The following is an 18,921-nucleotide window of genomic DNA, read 5'->3' on the forward strand; positions in this document are numbered from 1 at the left end:
CATGCCTGGGCCCACTTCTCTGACGGGTCGCCGCCTGGTCCCGGGCTCTGCCCAGGGCGCCCTGCTGTTTGCCGATGTCGGGCTGAGCTTCTGGGGCGGCGTCGACCCCTTGCGGGGTGAAATCATCGACCGTCACCACCCGCTCAGCGGCGAATACCTGACCGGTCGTGTGCTCGCCATTCCCAGTGGCCGCGGTTCGTGTACCGGCAGCAGTGTGCTGATGGAACTGATCAGCAACGGTCATGCGCCGGCCGCACTGGTACTGGCCGAGGCCGATGAGATCCTGACCTTGGGCGTGCTGGTGGCACAGATGATTTTCGAGCGTTCCCTGCCGGTGCTGTGCATCGGCAGGGAGGCCTTTGCCGCCCTGCGCGGCAGGGCCTTCGCCCGAATCGATGGCACCGGCCTGGCCGTGTTCGATCACATACCCGTCGACAACTGGCAGCCCTGCGAAACGCCAATGCAGGCCCATGCAACCAGCGCGTCAATGGTACTCAGCGAACTCGACCATGCGCTGCTCGACGGCGCGCATGGCAAAGCGGCGCAGATGGCCATGCAAGTTGTCCTGCGCATGGCCGAACTGCAAGGCGCGCTGCGTCTGATAGATGTCACCCAGGCACACATCGACGGTTGCATCTACACGGGACCGGCGAGCCTGCGTTTTGCCCAACAACTGGTGCAGTGGGGCGCGAAGGTTCGGGTGCCCACTACCCTCAATTCAATATCCGTAGACCAACGCCGCTGGCGCGAGTTGGGCATCGACCCACTGCTCGGCGAGCCGGCCAGTGCCTTGGGCGACGCCTACATGGCGATGGGCGCACAGCTCAGTTTCACCTGTGCGCCCTACTTGCTCGACAGCGCACCGAAAGCCGGCGAGCAGATCGTCTGGGCCGAATCCAACGCGGTGGTCTACGCCAACAGCGTGCTCGGCGCGCGAACCTTGAAATACCCGGACTACCTGGATATCTGCATCGCCCTGACCGGCCGCGCGCCCCTGATCGGCTGCCATCTGGATGCGCCACGCAAAGCCCGCCTGCGCGTTGAACTGCCAGGATTGGGTGAACTCGACGATGCGTTCTACCCCTTGCTCGGTTACCACATCGGCGCCCTCGCGGGCAGCCGGATCCCGCTGGTATTCGGGCTGGAACAACACCAACCGGACCTGGACGATCTGAAAGCCTTCGGCGCGGCGTTCGCCACCACGTCCGCCGCGCCGCTGTTCCACATCGCCGGGGTCACACCCGAAGCACTCGACCCGGCACAGGTGCTGGAACCGGATACCCCGCTGCCCGTGGCAACGATCCGCCTGGAGGACCTGCTCGTCAGTTGGCGTGAGCTCAACAGCGCCAGGGACAACCGCGTGGATGTGGTCTCGCTGGGTAACCCGCACTTCTCGCTCAGCGAGTTCGCCCGCTTGGCACCGCTGTGTCGCGGCCGGGTCAAACACCCCGGGGTGGTGCTCGCCATCACCTGCGGTCGTGCGGTGCTGGAACAGGCCCGTGACGCCGGGCATATCGCTGTGATTGAGACCTTCGGCGCCACCCTGGTGACCGACACCTGCTGGTGCATGCTCGGCGAACCGGTGATCCCACCGGTCGCCACCACCTTGATGACCAACTCGGGCAAGTACGCCCACTACGCACCCGGTCTGGTGGGGCGCACCGTGCACTTCGCGAGTCTCGCCGAATGCGTCGATGCCGCCTGCACCGCCACCGCCAGCGGGCGTCTGCCGAGCTGGTTGCAACCCGCCTTGCCGAGGGAGAACCACTCGCATGTTTGATTACACCTTCCAATGGCGCGCGGCCCTGCGCGCCCTGCCGGACATGCTCAGCGGCGCCTGGGTCACGTTCGAGACCGCTGCGCTGTCGATGATTTTCGGTGTACTGATTGCCCTGGCCCTGACGGTCATGCGCGAAGCTAGGAACCCGCTGCTGCGCGGTATCGGCAACGGCTGGGTATCGATTGCCCGCAACACCCCGTCGCTGTTCCAGGTGTACATCCTGTACTTCGGCCTCGGCTCACTGGGCCTGCATGTCAGTTCCTGGCTCGCGCTGCTGGCCGGCATCACCTTCAACAACGCCGGTTACCTGGCGGAAAACTTCCGCGGCGGGCTGAAGGCGGTGCCCCACACCCAGGTGCGTGCTGCGCGCTCACTGGGCATGAGTGCCTTCCAGACCTACCGCATGATCATCGTCCCGCAACTGCTGCGAATCGTCTTCTATCCGCTGACCAATCAAATGGTGTGGGCGGTGCTGATGACATCGCTGGGGGTCATCGTCGGCCTTAACAACGACCTGACCGGAGTGACTCAGGAATACAACGTCAAGACCTTCCGCACCTTCGAATACTTCGCCATCGCAGCCGTGCTGTATTACCTGATTGCCAAGGCGATCGTCGCGGCAGCCCGGCTGATGGCCTGGCGGTTGTTCCGTTACTGAGGAGCTGTGCATGTTTTCCACCGAGTTTTCCGCCAATGACCTGTTGTTCCTGCTCGACGGCGCCTGGGTCACGCTGCAATTGACGTTCTGGGCGATCATCCTCGGCTCCGTTGCCGGGCTGTTGTTCGGATTGCTGCGGGCCCTGTTCCCACGGGTCAGCCTGCCGCTGGCCTGGGTGCTGGACGTGTTTCGCAGCGTGCCGTTGCTGATCCAGTTCGTCCTGTTCAACTCACTCAAAAGCATCGTCGGCCTGAACATCAGCGCCTTCAGCGTCGGTTGCATTGTGCTGGGGGTCTACACCGCTGCGTACTTCACCGAAATCGTGCGCGGCGGCGTGCTGTCGGTGCCGTTCACGGTGCGCCGCGCCAGTCGCTCGCTGGGCCTGAGCTTCCTGCAGGACCTGCGCTGGATCGTCCTGCCGATGGCCACGCGCGTGGCCTTTCCCGGCTGGCTGAACCTGGTGCTGGGCGTGATGAAAGACACCGCGCTGGTGATGTGGATCGGCATCGTCGAACTGCTGCGCGCCTCGCAAACCATCGTGACCCGCATCCAGGAACCGCTGGTGGTGCTGTGCATTGCAGGTCTTATCTACTACGTCATGAGCCTGGTGGTCGCCCGCCTCGGCGCTCGTCTGGAAAGAAGGTGGCAAGAAAATGATTGAGATCGACAACGTACATAAATCCTTCGGCAATCTCGAAGTGGTCAAGGGCGTGAACCTCACGGTGAGCAAGGGCGAGGTGGTGTCCATCATCGGCGGCTCCGGCTCTGGCAAGTCGACCTTGTTGATGTGCATCAACGGCCTGGAACCGATCCAGAAAGGCAACATCCGGGTCGACGGCGTCGAGGTCCATCACAACGCCACCGACCTTAACCGCCTGCGACAGAAAATCGGCATCGTGTTCCAGCAATGGAACGCCTTCCCGCACCTGACGGTGCTGGAAAACGTCATGCTGGCACCACGCAAAGTGCTGGGTAAAAGCAAAGCGCAAGCCGAAGAACTGGCGGTACGGCAACTGACCCACGTGGGCCTGGGCGACAAACTCAAGACCTTCCCCGGCAAACTGTCCGGCGGTCAGCAACAACGCATGGCCATCGCTCGCGCCCTGGCGATGTCGCCGGACTACATGCTGTTCGACGAGGCCACTTCGGCGCTCGATCCGCAGTTGGTGGGTGAGGTGCTGGACACCATGCGCATGCTTGCCGAGGACGGCATGACCATGGTCCTGGTGACCCATGAAATACGCTTTGCCCGCGATGTCTCGGATCGCGTGGCGTTCTTTCGCAACGGCCTTGTGCATGAGATCGGCTCGCCGGATCAGGTGATCGGCAACCCGGTGCATGCCGAGACCGCGGCGTTTCTCAAATCGGTGAAGTAACGGATGGCCCCTTCGCGGGCAAGCCCGCTCCTACAAGGAATGTGCAATCACTGTAGGAGCGGGCTTGCCCGCGAAGGGGCCCTGTCAGACAAAACAAGGAGCAAACAATGCGCACATCGAAAGTCATTCATGTAGTCAGTTGCCACGCGGAAGGCGAAGTCGGCGACGTGATCGTCGGCGGCGTCGCACCACCGCCCGGTGCCACGGTATGGGAACAGTCGCGCTGGATCGCCAAAGACGAAACCCTGCGCAACTTCGTACTCAACGAACCACGTGGCGGGGTATTCCGGCACGTCAACCTGCTGGTACCCGCCAAGGACCCGCGGGCGCAGATGGCCTGGATCATCATGGAGCCGGCGGACACGCCGCCGATGTCAGGCTCCAATTCATTGTGCGTGGCCACCGTGTTGCTCGACACCGGCATTGTGCCAATGACCGAACCGCAAACCCGGCTGGTGCTCGAAGCCCCCGGCGGCCTGATCGAAGCCGTAGCCGACTGCCGTGACGGCAAGGTCGAACGGGTGGAAATCAAAAACGTGCCGTCCTTCGCCGATCGCCTTGACGCGTGCATTGAAGTGGAAGGTCTTGGCACGCTCAAGGTCGATACCGCCTATGGCGGCGACAGTTTTGTGATTGCCGATGCCCAGGGCCTGGGCTTTTCAGTGAGCCCCGATGAAGCCGCCGACCTGGTGGCAGTCGGGCTGAAGATCACCCGGGCCGCCAACGAGCAACTGGGCTTCGTGCATCCGCTGAACCCCGAGTGGTCGCACATTTCCTTTTGCCAGATCGCCGCGCCCATCGTTTATGAGCAGGGCATTGCCACGGGCGCCAATGCGGTGGTGATTCAACCGGGCAAGATCGACCGCTCGCCTACCGGCACGGGCTGCTCCGCACGAATGGCGGTGATGCATGCCAAGGGTTTGCTGGGCGTCGGAGAGCGGTTTATCGGTCGCTCGATCATCGGCTCGCAGTTCCACTGCCGCATTGACTCATTGACCGAAGTGGCCGGGCTCCCCGCCATCTACCCGTGCATTTCCGGGCGGGCCTGGATTACCGGCACCCATCAACTACTGCTCGATCCGAGCGATCCATGGCCACAGGGCTATCGACTGTCAGACACCTGGCCGGGTGCCTGAAGGCTGAGCCCCTGCCCCCCCGACCAACGGCCAGGAAAACCCCCGCAAACCTGAAAAAACCACTGGCTGATTTCTTTCACTTTTAATATCGTATACGAAATACAATAAACAACCCCGGAGGCAACAATGAGCAAGCGCATTAACTGGAGCGGCGTGTTCCCAGCAGTCACCACGCAATTCAACGATGACTTCTCCATCAACCTGGAAAAAACCCATCAGGTGATTTCCAACGTGATCCGCGACGGCGTTTCAGGCCTGGTGGTTTGTGGCTCGGTGGGTGAAAACACCTCGCTAAGCGCCGCCGAAAAAATCGCCGTGACCGAAGTCGCAGTCGATGCCGCCCGCGGTCGTGTGCCGGTGATTTGCGGCGTGGCCGAGTTCACCAGCGTGGAAGCGGCCAAGGTCGCCAACGCCGTACGCCGGGTCGGGGTCGATGGCGTGATGCTGATGCCGGCGCTGGTCTACGGTTCCAAGCCGTTCGAAACCGCCGAGCATTACCGCTACGTGGCGAAAAACGCCGACGTGCCGCTGATGGTCTACAACAACCCGCCGATCTACAAAAACGACGTGACCCCGGACATCCTGATTGCCCTGGCCGACTGCGACAACGTGGTGTGCTTCAAGGATTCCTCGGGCGACACCCGCCGCTTCATCGACATTCGCAATGAAGTGGGTGACCGTTTCGTGTTGTTCGCCGGGCTCGACGACGTGGTGCTGGAAAGCCTCGCCGTGGGCGCTGAAGGCTGGGTGTCGGGCATGTCCAACGTGTTCCCCAAAGAAGGCGAAACCATCTTCCGCCTGGCCAAGGCCGGACGCTATGCCGAAGCCATGCCGATCTACGAATGGCTGATGCCGATCCTGCACCTCGACGCCCGTGCCGACCTGGTGCAGTGCATCAAGCTGTGCGAAGCCATCGCCGGTCGCGGCAGCGCACTGACCCGTCCGCCACGCCTGGCCCTGCCGGAAGCTGATCGCGTCTTTGTCGAGCAGATCATGGCCAAGGCCCTGGCCAACCGTCCGCACCTGCCGGACGTCGGTCTCTGAGTGATTGTCGGGAGGGTCCTTGTGGGCCCGACCCGGCTGCCTGTTTTTGCGCCCCTACAGGAAACGCCAGCATGCCCAACGCTCAACACACCCTAAGCGCAACCACACCTTCGGGACTCAAGCGTGTGGTGGCCGCCGCCATGGCCGGCACCGTCGCCGAATGGTATGAATTCTTCCTCTATGGCACCGCTTCGGCACTGGTCTTCGGCCAGTTGTTCTTCCGCCAGACCGACAGCCCCATCGATGGCATCATCGCAGCCTTCGCCCTGTACGCCGTGGGCTTTCTCGCCCGCCCGCTGGGAGGGCTGGTGTTCGGTCACTACGGCGACAAGTACGGCCGCAAGCGCCTGCTGCAATTAAGCCTGGTGGTGGTCGGCATCACCACCTTCCTGATGGGCTGCCTGCCTGGTTTCAACCAGATCGGCTATGCCGCGCCGGTATTGCTGGTGCTGCTGCGGTTGATCCAGGGCTTCGCCTTTGGCGGCGAATGGGGCGGTGCGATTTTGCTGGTGTCCGAGCACTGTCCGGACAATCGACGCGGCTTCTGGGCCAGTTGGCCGCAAGCCGGTGTGCCGGCCGGCAACCTGGTGGCGACGGTCGCCCTGCTGCTGTTGTCGTCGAACCTGTCTGAGGAGCAATTCCTCGCCTGGGGCTGGCGCGTCGCATTCTGGTTCTCGGCCGTCGTGGTGTTGATCGGCTACTGGATTCGCACCAGTGTCGATGACGCGCCGATTTTCAAGGAGGCCCAGGCCCGCCAGGCGCAGACCCGGCACCAGCAACTGGGCGTGGTCGAAGTGCTGCGCCATCACTGGCGCTCGGTGTTGGTCGGTATCGGCGCGCGGTTTGCCGAGAACATCCTCTACTACACCGTCGTGACCTTCTCGATCACTTATCTGAAACTGGTGGTGCACAAGGACACGTCAGAGATTTTGCTGCTGATGTTCGGCGCTCACCTGCTGCACTTCTTCCTGATTCCGTTGATGGGTTACCTGTCGGATCTGGTCGGGCGCAAACCGGTTTACCTGGTCGGTGCGGTACTCACCGCTTTCTGGGGATTCGTCGGTTTCCCGATGATGGACACCGGCAACAATTGGCTGATCATGGCGGCCATCACCCTGGGCCTGGCCATCGAGTCGATGACCTACGCCCCGTACTCGGCGCTGATGGCCGAGATGTTTCCGACCCATGTGCGCTACACCGCACTCTCGCTGTGCTACCAGGTGGCGCCGATCTTCGCCGGCTCCCTGGCCCCACTGATCGCGATCACCCTGCTCAACAAGTACCACAGCTCGACACCGATCGCGCTCTATCTGGTGGGCGCTTCGCTGATCTCCATCGTGGCCGTCGGGCTGACCCGGGAAACCCGTGGCAAATCTTTGCACACGGTAGATGCCGAGTCTGCTGCGCGGATTGCGGCGCTGGACCCGACTGCGGCGACCCCACGTCGCGCCGATTCACTGGCATAACCCTGTAGGAGCGAGCCTGCTCGCGATGGACGTCAACGATGACGCGGGGGATCCTGGATTCACGCGGTGCATTTGAGACCATCGCGAGCAGGCTCGCTCCTACAGGGGGAGTTGTATTACCCCCCCTTTTGACAGGAGCTTTTTAGATGCCTGAGATCCTCGGTCACAACTACATCGGCGGCACACGCAGCGCCGCCGGCAGCATCGTGCTGCACAGCCATGACGCAAGTACTGGCCAAGCCCTGCCCTTCTCGTTCATGCAAGCCACCGCAGAAGAAGTGCACGCCGCCGCCCAGGCCGCCGCAGCCGCCTACCCGAACTTTCGCAACCTGCCGGCCAGCCGCCGTGCGGAGTTTCTTGAGGCCATCGCCACGCAATTGGACGCGCTGGACGATGAATTCGTCGCCCTGGTGAACCGAGAGACGGCACTGCCGACCGCACGCCTTCAGGGTGAGCGCGCTCGCACCAGCGGCCAGATGCGCCTGTTCGCGCAAGTCCTGCGCCGTGGTGATTTCTACGGTGCGCGCATCGACTGCGCCTTGCCCGAACGCCAACCACTGCCACGGGTTGATTTGCGCCAATACCGGATCGGCGTCGGTCCGGTCGCGGTGTTCGGTGCGAGCAACTTCCCGTTGGCGTTTTCCACCGCCGGTGGCGATACCGCTGCCGCCCTGGCGGCCGGTTGCCCGGTGGTGTTCAAGGCCCACAGCGGGCATATGGCGACGGCCGAGCTTGTGGCCGACGCGATCATCCGGGCTGCCGAGCAGACTGACATGCCCAAAGGTGTGTTCAACATGATCTACGGGGCTGGCGTGGGCGAAACCCTGGTCAAGCATCCGGCGATCCAGGCTGTCGGTTTCACCGGCTCACTCAAGGGAGGCCGAGCCCTGTGCGATATGGCCGCTGCAAGAGCACAACCGATCCCGGTGTTCGCTGAAATGAGCAGCATCAACCCGGTCGTGGTGTTGCCCGAAGCCTTGCAGGTTCGTGGCGAGAAAATCGCCGGTGAGCTGGTGGCATCGGTGGTCCAGGGCTGCGGTCAGTTCTGTACCAATCCTGGCCTGGTCATCGGCATCTCGTCACCGCGATTCGACGCATTCACTGCGCTGCTCAGTGGTTTGATGAGCGAACAAGCGCCCCAGACCATGCTCAACGCCGCCACCCTGGCCAACTATGGAAAAGGCGTGCAGGCGCTGCTCAGGCATCCAGGGGTGACCCACCTGGCCGGTCAGGAACAGCTGGGCAATCAGGCCCAACCACACCTGTTCAAGGCCGACGCCAGCCTGCTGCTCAACAGTGACGCGCTGCTACAGGAAGAAGTGTTCGGCCCGACAACCGTGCTGGTGGAAGTCGCCGATGCAGGCGAACTGTTGCGGGTACTGCAGAGCTTGCACGGCCAGCTCACCGCCACCTTGATTGCTGAAGCCATCGACCTGCAAATCTGCGCGGGCGTCCTGCCGCTACTGGAGCAGAAGGTGGGTCGTGTACTGTTCAACGGCTACCCCACCGGCGTCGAAGTTTGCGATGCGATGGTGCATGGCGGCCCCTACCCGGCCACTTCCGATGCCCGTGGCACCTCGGTCGGCACCCTGGCCCTGGAGCGTTTCCTGCGACCGGTGTGCTACCAGAACTGCCCCGACACCTTGCTGCCCGAAGCGCTGCAAAATGCCAACCCATTAGGCATCAATCGCCTGGTCAACGGCGCCCTCCAGCGCCAATCGCTGTAAACCAGACGGGCGCCATGGGCGCCCGCTTCCTTTCAATCCAGCAGCGCCTTCAAGTCCTCGTACAACGCCTCGGGAATCTGCACCCCTTCCACCAGGCTGCGCGCTCGCGCCTCATAGCGTCGTTGCGACGGCAAGCGCGCGCCCTGCCCTTCGATTCCCTGGAACAACGCTTCGGCCCTGGCCAGGTGCTCCTGGGTTGCATCGCCCAAAAAGCGCTGGGGATCCAGGGCGATGATCAGTTCGCCATGATAAGGCGATGACTTGCTGCCCGCGTCGTAAGCCAGTGATTCAGCGCTGGTCAGGTCGCCAATCAGCGGCCCGGCAATCAACTCCACCATCGCCGCCAGTGCTGATCCCTTATGCCCGCCGAACGTCAGCATCGCGCCGCTGTCGAGCACCACGCTCGCATCGCTGCTCGAATGGCCTTGCGCATCCACGCCCCAACCTTCGGGGATCGCCTTGCCGGCACGTCGATGCAGCTCGATATCGCCGCGTGCGATGGCGCTGGTGGCAAAATCGAATACAAAAGGCTCTCGCCCTGCGCGCGGCCAGCCAAAGGCAATGGGATTAGTGCCGAACAGTGGCAAGTGCCCCCCGGCCGGCGCCACCCAGGCATGGCTCGGATTACACGCCAACGCGACCAGGCCGGCTTCCGTCAGTTGCTCGATCTCCACCCATAACGCGGAAAAATGCACGCAGTGATTGATCGCCAGCGCGGCAATCCCGTTGGCACGGGTTTTCTGCGTCAACAACGCGAGCCCCGCCTGAAACGCCAGCTGCGAAAAGCCACCCCCGGCATCCACCCGCACAATCGACGGCGCCTGGTCGATGACCCTCGGCTCGGCATTGGCCGACACCTTGCTCGCCCGCAGGGAATTGACACACCCAAGAATCCGGTACAAACCGTGGGAGGCGCAGCCATCACGCTCACCCGCGATGACCGTCGCCGCCACCGCTTGCGCATGGGCCAGATTAAAACCGTTGTGCAACAGGATCGATTCGGCCAATTCACGGGCTTCGATCAGGGTCAGTCGGATCATATTCATCTCCCAGGACAGACCGGTCAGGGTGATCCGGTTGAAGCCACCTGGCTTGATGCGTTTTTGACCCTGGTGTGACGAAATCGGCATAGCCAAGACATGAAGACCCTGACAACTGAAGGGCGTCGTACACGTCTGGAGGTTTCAGCCAATCCCTGTGGGAGCCAGCCTGCTGGCGATGGTCGCCAACGATAACGCGCCCTGTCTGGATGATTGCATTGCCTGGACGTTTGTCGGAACGGCACGGGCATTCAGATAGCCCTCGTCATCGTTGGCGACCATCGCGAGCATGCTCGCTCCTACCCTAAGGGCGAAACCATGGGTGGCCGTTATCGCAGGAATGGATATGTACACCTCAAAGACAATCATCAGCAGAGATAACGCAAAATGGCGCGCACCCAATGAGTTTTTTTATCATCTAAACGAGCGCAGAATGAGCTACCCGGCGTTCGAGTGACGTGTCGCGGTCAATTGGCGAGTGGTCATCTCGAGCGCCATGGGCAACGAGCTCGCTTGCTGTCGACTGCAAGGGCCGGAGGAGGCGTTTTGAAACCATTCCCGCTCAAACCCGGCACCTCGACCCTGGACGTATTTCTTCAAGCGTGTCTGCCCCGCCGTGACGCAGTTCCGCCCACCTTGACGGAAAAAGCGGTCATCCCGGGCATTCCCGATGCCCGCTACAGGCTGGACCACGACCTGACGCCGTTCATTCAGGATGCGGTTCAATCCAACAAACGTGAGAGCGAGCTTCTCGCCCAGGCCGGGAAGCCGAACGATATCCTGCCGCCGGCCAGTATGCTGGCCGTTTCCGGCGGCGGCGATGCAGGCGCATTCGCAGCGGGACTGATTGCGGGATGGACCACCCATGGCACCCGGCCCATGTTCAAGGTCGTCACGGGCATTAGCGCGGGTGCCCTGGTCGCCCCGTTCGCCTACCTGGGGCCGGAGTACGACGGCGTGATCCGGCACGTCTGCAATGGCGTCGGCCCAAAAGACATTTTTCATTCGCGCAACGTGCTGACCCGTCTTGCCAGCGACGGCATTGCGGACAGCAAGCCACTGTCGCGGCTCATCACAAAACACATCACTGCGCAGATTCTGGCGGCGATCGCCGCGGAATACGCCAAGGGCAGAATCCTGCTGATCGGCACCACGGACCTTGATGCAGGGCGCCCCGTCACCTGGAACATGGGCGCCATTGCCGCAAGCCAGGCACCGGGCGCGCTCGAGCTGTTTCGCAGCATCATGATCGCGTCGATGAGCATTCCCGGTGCCGTCTCACCCGTCATGATCGATGTGGAGGTCGACGGCAAACAGTTTCAGGAAATGCACGTGGACGGCGGGGTCATCACTCAAGTGTTTCTTTACCCACCTGGCACGCTGGTGAGGCTCAACAGGGCCGCCGGAGTACCTTTGCGACTCGAACGTCATTTCTATGTCATTCGCAACGGCACACTGGAGCCGCAATGGTCCGGGACCAAGCGCCGCACATTGAGCATCGGCGGTCGAGCCATCAGTGCATTGATTCAAACCCAGGGGATCAGCGACCTGGAGCGAATCTACCGCATGGCGCAGCAGGATGGCGCGCAATTCAACCTGGCGTACATCGGCTCCGACTTCAACGTTGCGCGCACCCAGAAATTCGATGGCGAGTACATGAAGCGTTTATTCGATTACGCCTTTCAACTCAGCACGAAGGGCTATCCGTGGCATAAATCACCGCCCTCGCAAAACCCCAGGCTACGTACCCATCGCTGAAAAACCCTGCCCGCAACATCGTGAAAGGAGGCGTTTAAAATGCAACTCATCACGTTGAAAATCGAAAAGCCGGAAGATACGAACTTCATCCTGGGCCAGACGCACTTCATCAAGTCCGTCGAGGACATCCACGAAGCCTTGGTCAATGCCGTGCCGGGTATCCAGTTTGGCGTGGCCTTTTGCGAAGCCTCAGGCGTTTGCCTGGTGCGATGGTCTGGCACCGATAGAGCAATGGTGGAACTGGCACAGAAAAATGCCAAGGCCATCGCCGCAGGCCATAGCTTCATCATTTTCCTGGGCGACGGCTTCTATCCGCTGAACGTGTTGAACACCCTCAAGATGGTGCCAGAGGTGTGCCGAATTTTTTGTGCAACCGCCAACCCGACTGAAGTGATTGTCGCCGAGACCGAACAAGGGCGAGCCATCCTTGGCGTCGTGGATGGTTTCTGCGCCCGAGACATTGAGGGCGACGACGACATCCTGTGGCGCAAGAACCTGTTGCGGCAGATTGGCTACAAGCAATGAATGCCGTTGAAAGCCAATCCACTCACTGATCCGCAGCCCCCGTCACGGCGAAAATGTTGCAGGGCACCTGATACAGCACATGCTCCGTGGTACTGCCCACCCATTTGCCCAGCCCCTTGTGATGGGCGTTGCCCATGACGATCACATCGGCCCGGTGATGCGCGGCAAAGTCGGCCAGCGCTTTGCCAGGTGACGCTTCAACAAAGTGTTGTCGCTCACCCGGCACGCCATAGTGGTCGGCCAAGGCGATAAAGGTCTTTTGCAGCGACTTGCGCACATCGCTGCTGAAACCTGGCATCGTCACGGCACCCGCGCCGGCGTCGGACATATGCGTGCGCGATGGATCGTAGGCATGCAGCAGATGCAGTTCGGCGCTGCATTGCATCGCCAATCCGTTTGCCGCCTGGATGATGCTGTCGTTGATACCGGTGATCTGCGTCTCAGGGTGTGACGGATCGACTGCCGCCACGACCACTCGCGGCAGTGGACACCTGACTTCGCTGACCAGATGCACAGGCACCGGACATTCGCGCAACAGGTGCCAATCCAGGGGTGTGATGAAAACGCGCTTGAGCGCTGACTCGTGTTGCACGTCCTTGATCAGCAGATCGGCCTGCATTTCTGCCACATGCAGCAGTATTTCCTGCAACGCGGTGCGCGTAACAAGCACTTCGGTACTCACCTTGATCCCGCGCTCGCGGATCAGGTCGGCCTCATCCTCCAACCACTGTTCGTTCTCTTGCTGACAGGCTTCACGAAAACGCGCCCCAGCGCTCTTCAAGCCCAGGAGGTGGGAGTCTTCGATAAACACCGTGATGTGCAGCGCCGCGCGTGTAGCTTGGGCAATGGCGACTGCTCGCTCCAGCGCCGGGGTATGACGCATGGAGGGACCGGCTACCAGAAAGAGTCGTTGATACTGGCTCATGCAACACCTCCAAAAGTTTCGGGGCGTTTCACAACACCGACGATTCACGATCGCCTCAACTATCAATATACGCCTGGATTCCATTAATGGAGTAACGGCCACCCCTCGATGGCCGCTTCCCCTTACATCAAATACCCTTATGCGCCTTAACCGGCCCCTGGTAATAAGGCAGCCTGTCAATCCGTGGTTTGTAGGCGCCCGAGGCGACGCTGCGCTGGACATGCGCGGCGATCTCATCCATCCGTGCAAACCAGACATCGCCTTTGGCCATCATGTATTCGATCAACTTCGACACTTCATGCCAGCGCGACAAACGACCGGAAAGGAACGGGTGCCAGACAGGCACGAAGAGCGCGCCATACTCCCAGGCTGCATCGAACTCGGCCTTGAACACCTCGGCGGCGCGTTGCGGTGACTGAATCGGCATCTGGAAATCGAGGTCGATGCTGTGCATGTACTGCGGCCAGTCATCCAGCGCCCAGCTGGAGGGAAGCTCCACCAGCTCTCCCACTCCGGTGCGCAGCAGATAAGGCACATCATCGCCCATCAACGAAGCGTCATAACTGAAGCCGCGCTCGATCAACAAGTCAGCCGAGTGCTCCGACATGTTGTAGAGCGGCGCCCGCCAGCCACGTGGGGCCTGGCCGGTGAAGCGCTTGATGGTGTCGCAACCGCGGTCGAGCCAGTAAGCCTCTTCTTCACGGGTCAGCTCGTTTGGATGCTCATGGATGTAGCCGTGATGGGCAATTTCGTGCCCGCCTTCGACGATCGCCTCGATGGCCTGGGGATATTGTTCGATGCACCAGGCCGGAATGAAAAACGTCTGTTTGATCTCGAAGCGTTGATAGGTTTCCAGAATCCTTGGAATCGCCACCTTGGGCCCATAGTGCAGCATCGAAATACTGGCAACCCGTGTCGCGGAATCCTTGGGGTGCGCCACATGCAGAATGCTGTCCGCATCCATATCGAAGGTAAAGGCGACGGCGCAGCGGGCACCGTTTGGCCAGACAATCGGATTTTCAATCATGCTTGTTCACCGGTTGATGTTGAAAGTTTGCGAATCACCCACAACAACGATCCAGTCCCCTATCAGTACTCGTGATCCATCAACCAGTTGGAATAATGCGTGAGCCCTTGTTCAAGTGACCATTGCGCTCGATAGCCCAGCTCGCGCTCGGCTGCACTCAGGTCCCATTCCCCATGGCGATCGAGATGCCAATAACCGTCGCCCACTTCGATGCGCGCACCAGGAATAATTTTGCGGATGATTTCAACGGCTTGATGCAACGTCCAGGAACGGTCACCGGCAATGTTGTATACACCGCCTTTGAGGTCTCGGGTTTCAGCGGCCATCAGTACCGCACGCACCACGTCTTCCACATGGATATAGTGGAATCGATGATCTCCGCCGGACGGCAAGTAAAATGCTTCACCACGATGAACGGTTTTAAGTATGTCCCTGAGCACTTGCGGCATTTTATTTTCCGGGCCGTACACTTCCGCAATCCGCAGTGAGATCACCTCCATGCCATAAAGATCGTTGTAGACCCGGCCAAAGTGTTCGGTGGCAATCTTGGTGACACCATAGGGTGTCGTTGGGTAAGTCGGTGTCTGCTCGTTAATCACACCTTCGAAATGCCCATACACTGTTTCGGAAGAAAAATTCACCAACTTCTTGATGCCCGCCAGGCGCATGGCTTCAAGCAAATGAATGGTGCCATCGATGTTTGCCGCCACCGTGGTAATGGGCAGGTCTATGGACAAGTCGGGATGGGACATGGCCGCCGTGTGAATCACACGATCAACACCATGTTCCTGGATAGTCCGGACAATCCTCGGTATATCGAACAACTCCCCCTGCACAGGGGTCATGAAATCAGACTTGGCTTCGGAGTAGTCACGATTGTAACTAATCACCTTGACGCCCTGTTCGCTGAGCTTTTTCGTCAGGTATCTACCGACATAACCCAAGCCACCGGTAATCATTACAGCGCTCATTGTGTATCCTTCTTGTTATTAGCAGAATAAGAGCCACGCACTTCGAGACATCCAACTAGATTGCAGCACCGCCATTGGGGCTGATGATCTGTCCAACCATGTAATCACCCGCAGGCCCGGCCAGGGCTTCGACCATCGCCGCGATCTCATCCGGTTTGCCGAAGCGCTTCAACGGAAGGCTCGCGCGGGTCTCATCGTTGTATTCGATGGTGTCGTTGATCAGCATGTCGGTTTCAATCGGCCCAGGCGCCACCGAATTGACCAGTACACCTTTGGGGGCCACTTCCTTGGCCACCGCTTTGGTCAACGCGATCACCCCGCCCTTGGAGGCGCAGTAGGCGGCGTAGGTGGGAAAGCCAATCAAGCCCAGCTCCGAGCTGATGTTGATGATCCGCCCCTGCCCGCGTGCCAGCATGCCCGGCAAGACGGCCTGCATGCAGGCCCAGGTGCCCCCGAGATTGGTGCTGATCATCTGCTCCCACTGCGCCCAGGTCGTCTGCTCGACGGTCGCCGACACCAGTCTCCCAGCATTGTTGACGAGCACATCGACCTTTCCATAGCGACTCTGCGCCTCGCGGATGATGCCGGCCGCGGCGTCGGGATCGCTGATATCCGCTTGAACGGTGAACCCGTCGCCACCGTTGTCTTCGGCAATCTGTAGCACGGCGTCCAGTTGCTCCTTGCTGTCAAAGTAATTGAGCACCAGATGATCGCCACTTGCAGCAAAACGCTTGGCGATTGCCAGCCCGATGCCCCTTGCAGCGCCAGTGATAACGACTACTCGTTTCATAAGTTCTCCGTTGATTTTTTAAATGAACGCCGCGCGTGGGCATCAGGACTGTTGAACTTTGGAAAGTACGGGTTTTCTGGAGACGCGCGATTGCCAGACCAGAATCAGTGCGCCAGACAATATCGTCAGCGCGCCGAGGTACCAGGCGGTGTATTGATCTTCTGGGGAAACCGGATTTGCTCCAGCGGTATAACCGATGTATCCCAACACCAGGATGGCCAGGGACGCAGGGGCCGACAAAGCCAATGCGATGCCGAAGCGCTGGCGGCGGAAAGTCATGACGATAAAGGCAGCAATGGCGGCCATATAGGACATCACCAGGGTGATGGTCACGACGTCGTAGTACCAGACGATCTTGTCCAGCGGTTTCCACCAGAGCAGGGAAATGGCGACGGCCGAGACAATCATGCTGGCCAGCCACGGCGACTTGGTTTTGTTGACGGCGCTGAGCGCCAGCGGCAAGTGCCCTTCCTCACTCATGCGATAGAGTGTGCGAGCCGCCGCACTGGAAGAGATTTGCATACCGGCACAGGCCGAAGTGATCACTACGAACAAGGCAATCCAGGCCATGGCCGGTGGCAAGTAGACGTTGGCGACAGCGGCGATTGGCCCGCCGTTGCCGTCCTCGATGATGGCCGCCAGTTTCTCCACGGGCACGGCGTACTGCCAGCCGATCGCCGCGAGGGTGTAGATGACAAAGGCGCTGGTCAGGACGAGCAACATCGAACGTTGAACCGTTCGAACGGGAATACGCGACTCCTCGATGTAGTTGATCGCCGAATCGAAGTTGGCGAGCATCCAGACACCGAACAGCACCCCCGGCCCGATGGCCGACCAGCCATCCGCCCCTTGCGGCGTATACATGGACAGAACCGACAGGTCCGGAACCTGTGGGTCGATGATGCCCATCAAGCCCAGACCGGCGACGACGGTGATCTCGAAAATCAGGAAGATGCTGGCGATTTTCGCCGTGGCATTGACGCCCTTGCAGGAAATGGCCAGGAAGGTGAGCACCATGCCCGTGCCGATCAGCTTGGCGTTAAGCGCACCCGCCAGGGCCGGGAACAGTGCCTGGATGTATTCGGTGCCGATGATTGCGCACATGGCCATCACGGCCGTGCAGGCAACAGCGTACGCCCAGCCGAGAATGGTCCCGACGCTGGTATGGAGAAATCGCGAGGTGAAGGTAAAGACGCCGCCTGCCGAGGGTGCCTGGCGAGTGAGGGAGATCATGCAGAACGCCATGACCAGCATGGGAAAGAAGTACGCAATCAAGATGGCCAGTGGCGCATGGTGGCCGGATATTGAATAAAGAATCGACATCGAAGAGGCTGCAATCCAGCCAGGTGCATTGAAGCCAAGTGCGGAAAACGTTACATCCCTTGTGGTGAGGGTCCCCTTGTTTAGCGCCGTATCAAGTTCACGAACAGTTCCGTCACGGTCATAACCGATGATGTCATAGAAGTTCATTTTCAGGCTCTGATTGATAGCTATAGAAGATGTTGTAGCGTCAAATCGACTGAATGGATTTGAGCGCCGCTTTTATTATTCAACTAAGCAGAATGCAGAAACTTACAACTTCAACAAGCCACACCCCGAAATCTTATTCAGAGTTAACTTGTAACTTTCTTATTTTTATCGCCTTCCAGATAACCTCGGTACTGAACCTTGATTGGGCGCCAGTATAGAAACAGCTAAAAAAAACCTACCATCAGCAATATCCGATATTTGCATCTGGATTCGCGAAGTAAGTGTCGGTCATCACACCGTTCGGGTAACCGCGCAATCCTTTATCCGCTCCCGCAGCCATTTCAAGCCTAGATCGGCGTCGAACCGGGCGTGCCAATAGGCAATCAATTGCGGTGCGGGGAAATCGACCGGTGGCTCATGGCAACTAAGGCCGAACGTCTCTGCGAAGGCCTCGGCAATCGGCCCCGGCAGATTGCAGATATAGCCCGTTTGCGCGGCGATCACGGGCATCGCCATGAAGTTCTGCACCAGTACGCCAACCCGTCGAGCCAGCCCTAGGGCCTGTAGCGCGTTGTCGATGATGTTGCCCTCCCGTTGGTGCACTTCGATCATCACTTGCGGCCGTTCCAGGTAGAGGTCCAGCGGAAAGCGCCCGGGTGGCAAGCCTTCGCGTTGCCAGATCAGCGTCAGCAGCGAAACCGTGGTGATCGCCTCCTCCCGCAAACCCGAACCCAGCGTCATGGACGTGCTGATGACCAGGTCGATCTCGCCGTTTTCCAGCAGCGCTGGCAAGGCATTGTTCGGCGGCAGCGGCACCACCTCGATCATCACTCCGGGTGCCTGGTCGGCGATGTGCTGGATCAACCGCGGCAAGATCAGGAACTCGACGAAATCGCCGGAGGCAATGCGGAACTTGCGCTGCGCCACGGCCGGCAAAAATGGCGTAGAGCCTTGCAGCACTTCGTCGAGGCGACCCAATGCTTCGCGCACGGGGCCGATCAGTTCGCTCGCGCGCGCGGTCGGCACCAGGCCATGGCGTCCATTGACGAACAGTTCGTCGCCCAAGCGTTCGCGCAGTCGCCGTAGCGCATGACTGACCGCCGGCTGGCTGAGCGCCAGGCGTTCGCCGGCACGCGTGACGTTTTGCGTATCCCACAGGGTCGCGAAGACCACCAGCAGGTTCAGGTCGAGGGTACGTGTATTTACGTTATGCATACCTGAAATTCCA

At 60.4% G+C, this 18,921-nt stretch carries 18 protein-coding genes; 10 read left to right on the plus strand and 8 right to left on the minus strand.

The window, feature by feature from the left end:
- The first annotated feature begins 1 nt into the window (after window position 1).
- The 8 genes from HFK74_RS31340 (at window position 2) to HFK74_RS31375 (ending at window position 9,187) form a co-directional block, all read left to right on the plus strand.
- Complete coding sequence (locus tag HFK74_RS31340; RefSeq protein ID WP_180206906.1) at window positions 2-1,780, plus strand: aconitase X; 1,779 nt, start codon at window positions 2-4, stop codon at window positions 1,778-1,780.
- On the plus strand, window positions 1,773-2,438 hold the full coding sequence (locus HFK74_RS31345; protein ID WP_180206907.1) for an amino acid ABC transporter permease: 666 nt from the start codon (window positions 1,773-1,775) through the stop codon (window positions 2,436-2,438). Before HFK74_RS31340 ends, HFK74_RS31345 begins: the two co-directional genes overlap by 8 nt.
- Window positions 2,439-2,448: 10 nt before the next feature.
- On the plus strand, window positions 2,449-3,099 hold the full coding sequence (locus tag HFK74_RS31350) for an amino acid ABC transporter permease (RefSeq protein WP_180206908.1): 651 nt from the start codon (window positions 2,449-2,451) through the stop codon (window positions 3,097-3,099).
- A complete protein-coding gene (locus HFK74_RS31355) occupies window positions 3,092-3,814 on the plus strand; it encodes an amino acid ABC transporter ATP-binding protein (protein ID WP_180206909.1) in 723 nt (240 codons plus the stop codon). Before HFK74_RS31350 ends, HFK74_RS31355 begins: the two co-directional genes overlap by 8 nt.
- A 107-nt stretch (window positions 3,815-3,921) precedes the next feature.
- The gene (locus HFK74_RS31360) at window positions 3,922-4,950 is read left to right on the plus strand and encodes a proline racemase family protein (protein ID WP_180206910.1); all 1,029 of its coding nucleotides are present in this window, start codon (window positions 3,922-3,924) and stop codon (window positions 4,948-4,950) included.
- Between the two features lie 126 nt (window positions 4,951-5,076).
- The gene (locus tag HFK74_RS31365; protein WP_180206911.1) at window positions 5,077-5,994 is read left to right on the plus strand and encodes a dihydrodipicolinate synthase family protein; all 918 of its coding nucleotides are present in this window, start codon (window positions 5,077-5,079) and stop codon (window positions 5,992-5,994) included.
- Window positions 5,995-6,065: 71 nt separating this feature from the next.
- Window positions 6,066-7,460: a fosfomycin efflux MFS transporter AbaF gene (abaF, locus tag HFK74_RS31370; protein WP_180206912.1), complete on the plus strand. Its 1,395-nt coding sequence runs from the start codon at window positions 6,066-6,068 to the stop codon at window positions 7,458-7,460.
- Window positions 7,461-7,606: 146 nt separating this feature from the next.
- A complete protein-coding gene (locus HFK74_RS31375; RefSeq protein ID WP_180206913.1) occupies window positions 7,607-9,187 on the plus strand; it encodes an aldehyde dehydrogenase (NADP(+)) in 1,581 nt (526 codons plus the stop codon).
- Window positions 9,188-9,219: 32 nt separating this feature from the next.
- Here HFK74_RS31375 and HFK74_RS31380 read toward each other — a convergent pair whose 3' ends face one another.
- Complete coding sequence (locus HFK74_RS31380) at window positions 9,220-10,227, minus strand: Ldh family oxidoreductase (protein WP_180206955.1); 1,008 nt, start codon at window positions 10,225-10,227, stop codon at window positions 9,220-9,222.
- 144 nt (window positions 10,228-10,371) lie between these two features.
- Window positions 10,372-10,518, minus strand: coding sequence for a hypothetical protein (locus tag HFK74_RS31385; protein ID WP_180206914.1), 147 nt, complete (start codon window positions 10,516-10,518; stop codon window positions 10,372-10,374).
- A gap of 255 nt (window positions 10,519-10,773) precedes the next feature.
- Between HFK74_RS31385 and HFK74_RS31390 the strand changes: the two genes are divergently transcribed.
- Entirely contained in the window at window positions 10,774-11,985 is a 1,212-nt protein-coding gene (locus tag HFK74_RS31390; protein ID WP_180206915.1) for a patatin-like phospholipase family protein, read from the plus strand.
- A 39-nt stretch (window positions 11,986-12,024) separates the two neighbouring features.
- On the plus strand, window positions 12,025-12,510 hold the full coding sequence (locus HFK74_RS31395; RefSeq protein ID WP_180206916.1) for an adenosine-specific kinase: 486 nt from the start codon (window positions 12,025-12,027) through the stop codon (window positions 12,508-12,510).
- A 22-nt stretch (window positions 12,511-12,532) separates the two neighbouring features.
- Here the strand turns inward: HFK74_RS31395 and HFK74_RS31400 are convergent, their stop codons facing one another.
- From HFK74_RS31400 to HFK74_RS31425, 6 genes are all read right to left on the minus strand, one after another.
- Window positions 12,533-13,435, minus strand: coding sequence for a universal stress protein (locus HFK74_RS31400; RefSeq protein ID WP_180206917.1), 903 nt, complete (start codon window positions 13,433-13,435; stop codon window positions 12,533-12,535).
- Window positions 13,436-13,562: 127 nt separating this feature from the next.
- Complete coding sequence (locus tag HFK74_RS31405) at window positions 13,563-14,462, minus strand: polysaccharide deacetylase (RefSeq protein WP_180206918.1); 900 nt, start codon at window positions 14,460-14,462, stop codon at window positions 13,563-13,565.
- Between the two features lie 62 nt (window positions 14,463-14,524).
- On the minus strand, window positions 14,525-15,433 hold the full coding sequence (locus HFK74_RS31410) for an NAD(P)-dependent oxidoreductase (protein WP_180206919.1): 909 nt from the start codon (window positions 15,431-15,433) through the stop codon (window positions 14,525-14,527).
- 55 nt (window positions 15,434-15,488) lie between these two features.
- Entirely contained in the window at window positions 15,489-16,223 is a 735-nt protein-coding gene (locus HFK74_RS31415; RefSeq protein ID WP_180206920.1) for an SDR family NAD(P)-dependent oxidoreductase, read from the minus strand.
- Window positions 16,224-16,265: 42 nt separating this feature from the next.
- On the minus strand, window positions 16,266-17,693 hold the full coding sequence (locus HFK74_RS31420) for an APC family permease (protein ID WP_180206921.1): 1,428 nt from the start codon (window positions 17,691-17,693) through the stop codon (window positions 16,266-16,268).
- A 291-nt stretch (window positions 17,694-17,984) separates the two neighbouring features.
- The gene (locus HFK74_RS31425) at window positions 17,985-18,908 is read right to left on the minus strand and encodes a LysR family transcriptional regulator (RefSeq protein ID WP_180206922.1); all 924 of its coding nucleotides are present in this window, start codon (window positions 18,906-18,908) and stop codon (window positions 17,985-17,987) included.
- Between the last annotated feature and the right edge of the window lie 13 nt (window positions 18,909-18,921).

The sequence above is a fragment of the Pseudomonas sp. SbOxS1 genome (genome assembly GCF_013416725.1).
Taxonomy (GTDB): domain Bacteria; phylum Pseudomonadota; class Gammaproteobacteria; order Pseudomonadales; family Pseudomonadaceae; genus Aquipseudomonas.

Excerpts from the sequence above, each read along its gene's own strand:
- HFK74_RS31340 (WP_180206906.1), top strand. The coding sequence starts at position 2 with ATGCCTGGGCCCACTTCTCTGACGGGTCGCCGCCTGGTCCCGGGCTCT.
- HFK74_RS31345 (WP_180206907.1), top strand. The coding sequence starts at position 1,773 with ATGTTTGATTACACCTTCCAATGGCGCGCGGCCCTGCGCGCCCTGCCG.
- HFK74_RS31350 (WP_180206908.1), top strand. The coding sequence starts at position 2,449 with ATGTTTTCCACCGAGTTTTCCGCCAATGACCTGTTGTTCCTGCTCGAC.
- HFK74_RS31355 (WP_180206909.1), top strand. The coding sequence starts at position 3,092 with ATGATTGAGATCGACAACGTACATAAATCCTTCGGCAATCTCGAAGTG.
- HFK74_RS31360 (WP_180206910.1), top strand. The coding sequence starts at position 3,922 with ATGCGCACATCGAAAGTCATTCATGTAGTCAGTTGCCACGCGGAAGGC.
- HFK74_RS31365 (WP_180206911.1), top strand. The coding sequence starts at position 5,077 with ATGAGCAAGCGCATTAACTGGAGCGGCGTGTTCCCAGCAGTCACCACG.
- abaF (WP_180206912.1), top strand. The coding sequence starts at position 6,066 with ATGCCCAACGCTCAACACACCCTAAGCGCAACCACACCTTCGGGACTC.
- HFK74_RS31375 (WP_180206913.1), top strand. The coding sequence starts at position 7,607 with ATGCCTGAGATCCTCGGTCACAACTACATCGGCGGCACACGCAGCGCC.
- HFK74_RS31380 (WP_180206955.1), bottom strand. The coding sequence starts at position 10,227 with ATGATCCGACTGACCCTGATCGAAGCCCGTGAATTGGCCGAATCGATC.
- HFK74_RS31385 (WP_180206914.1), bottom strand. The coding sequence starts at position 10,518 with ATGCTCGCGATGGTCGCCAACGATGACGAGGGCTATCTGAATGCCCGT.
- HFK74_RS31395 (WP_180206916.1), top strand. The coding sequence starts at position 12,025 with ATGCAACTCATCACGTTGAAAATCGAAAAGCCGGAAGATACGAACTTC.
- HFK74_RS31400 (WP_180206917.1), bottom strand. The coding sequence starts at position 13,435 with ATGAGCCAGTATCAACGACTCTTTCTGGTAGCCGGTCCCTCCATGCGT.
- HFK74_RS31405 (WP_180206918.1), bottom strand. The coding sequence starts at position 14,462 with ATGATTGAAAATCCGATTGTCTGGCCAAACGGTGCCCGCTGCGCCGTC.
- HFK74_RS31410 (WP_180206919.1), bottom strand. The coding sequence starts at position 15,433 with ATGAGCGCTGTAATGATTACCGGTGGCTTGGGTTATGTCGGTAGATAC.
- HFK74_RS31415 (WP_180206920.1), bottom strand. The coding sequence starts at position 16,223 with ATGAAACGAGTAGTCGTTATCACTGGCGCTGCAAGGGGCATCGGGCTG.
- HFK74_RS31420 (WP_180206921.1), bottom strand. The coding sequence starts at position 17,693 with ATGAACTTCTATGACATCATCGGTTATGACCGTGACGGAACTGTTCGT.
- HFK74_RS31425 (WP_180206922.1), bottom strand. The coding sequence starts at position 18,908 with ATGCATAACGTAAATACACGTACCCTCGACCTGAACCTGCTGGTGGTC.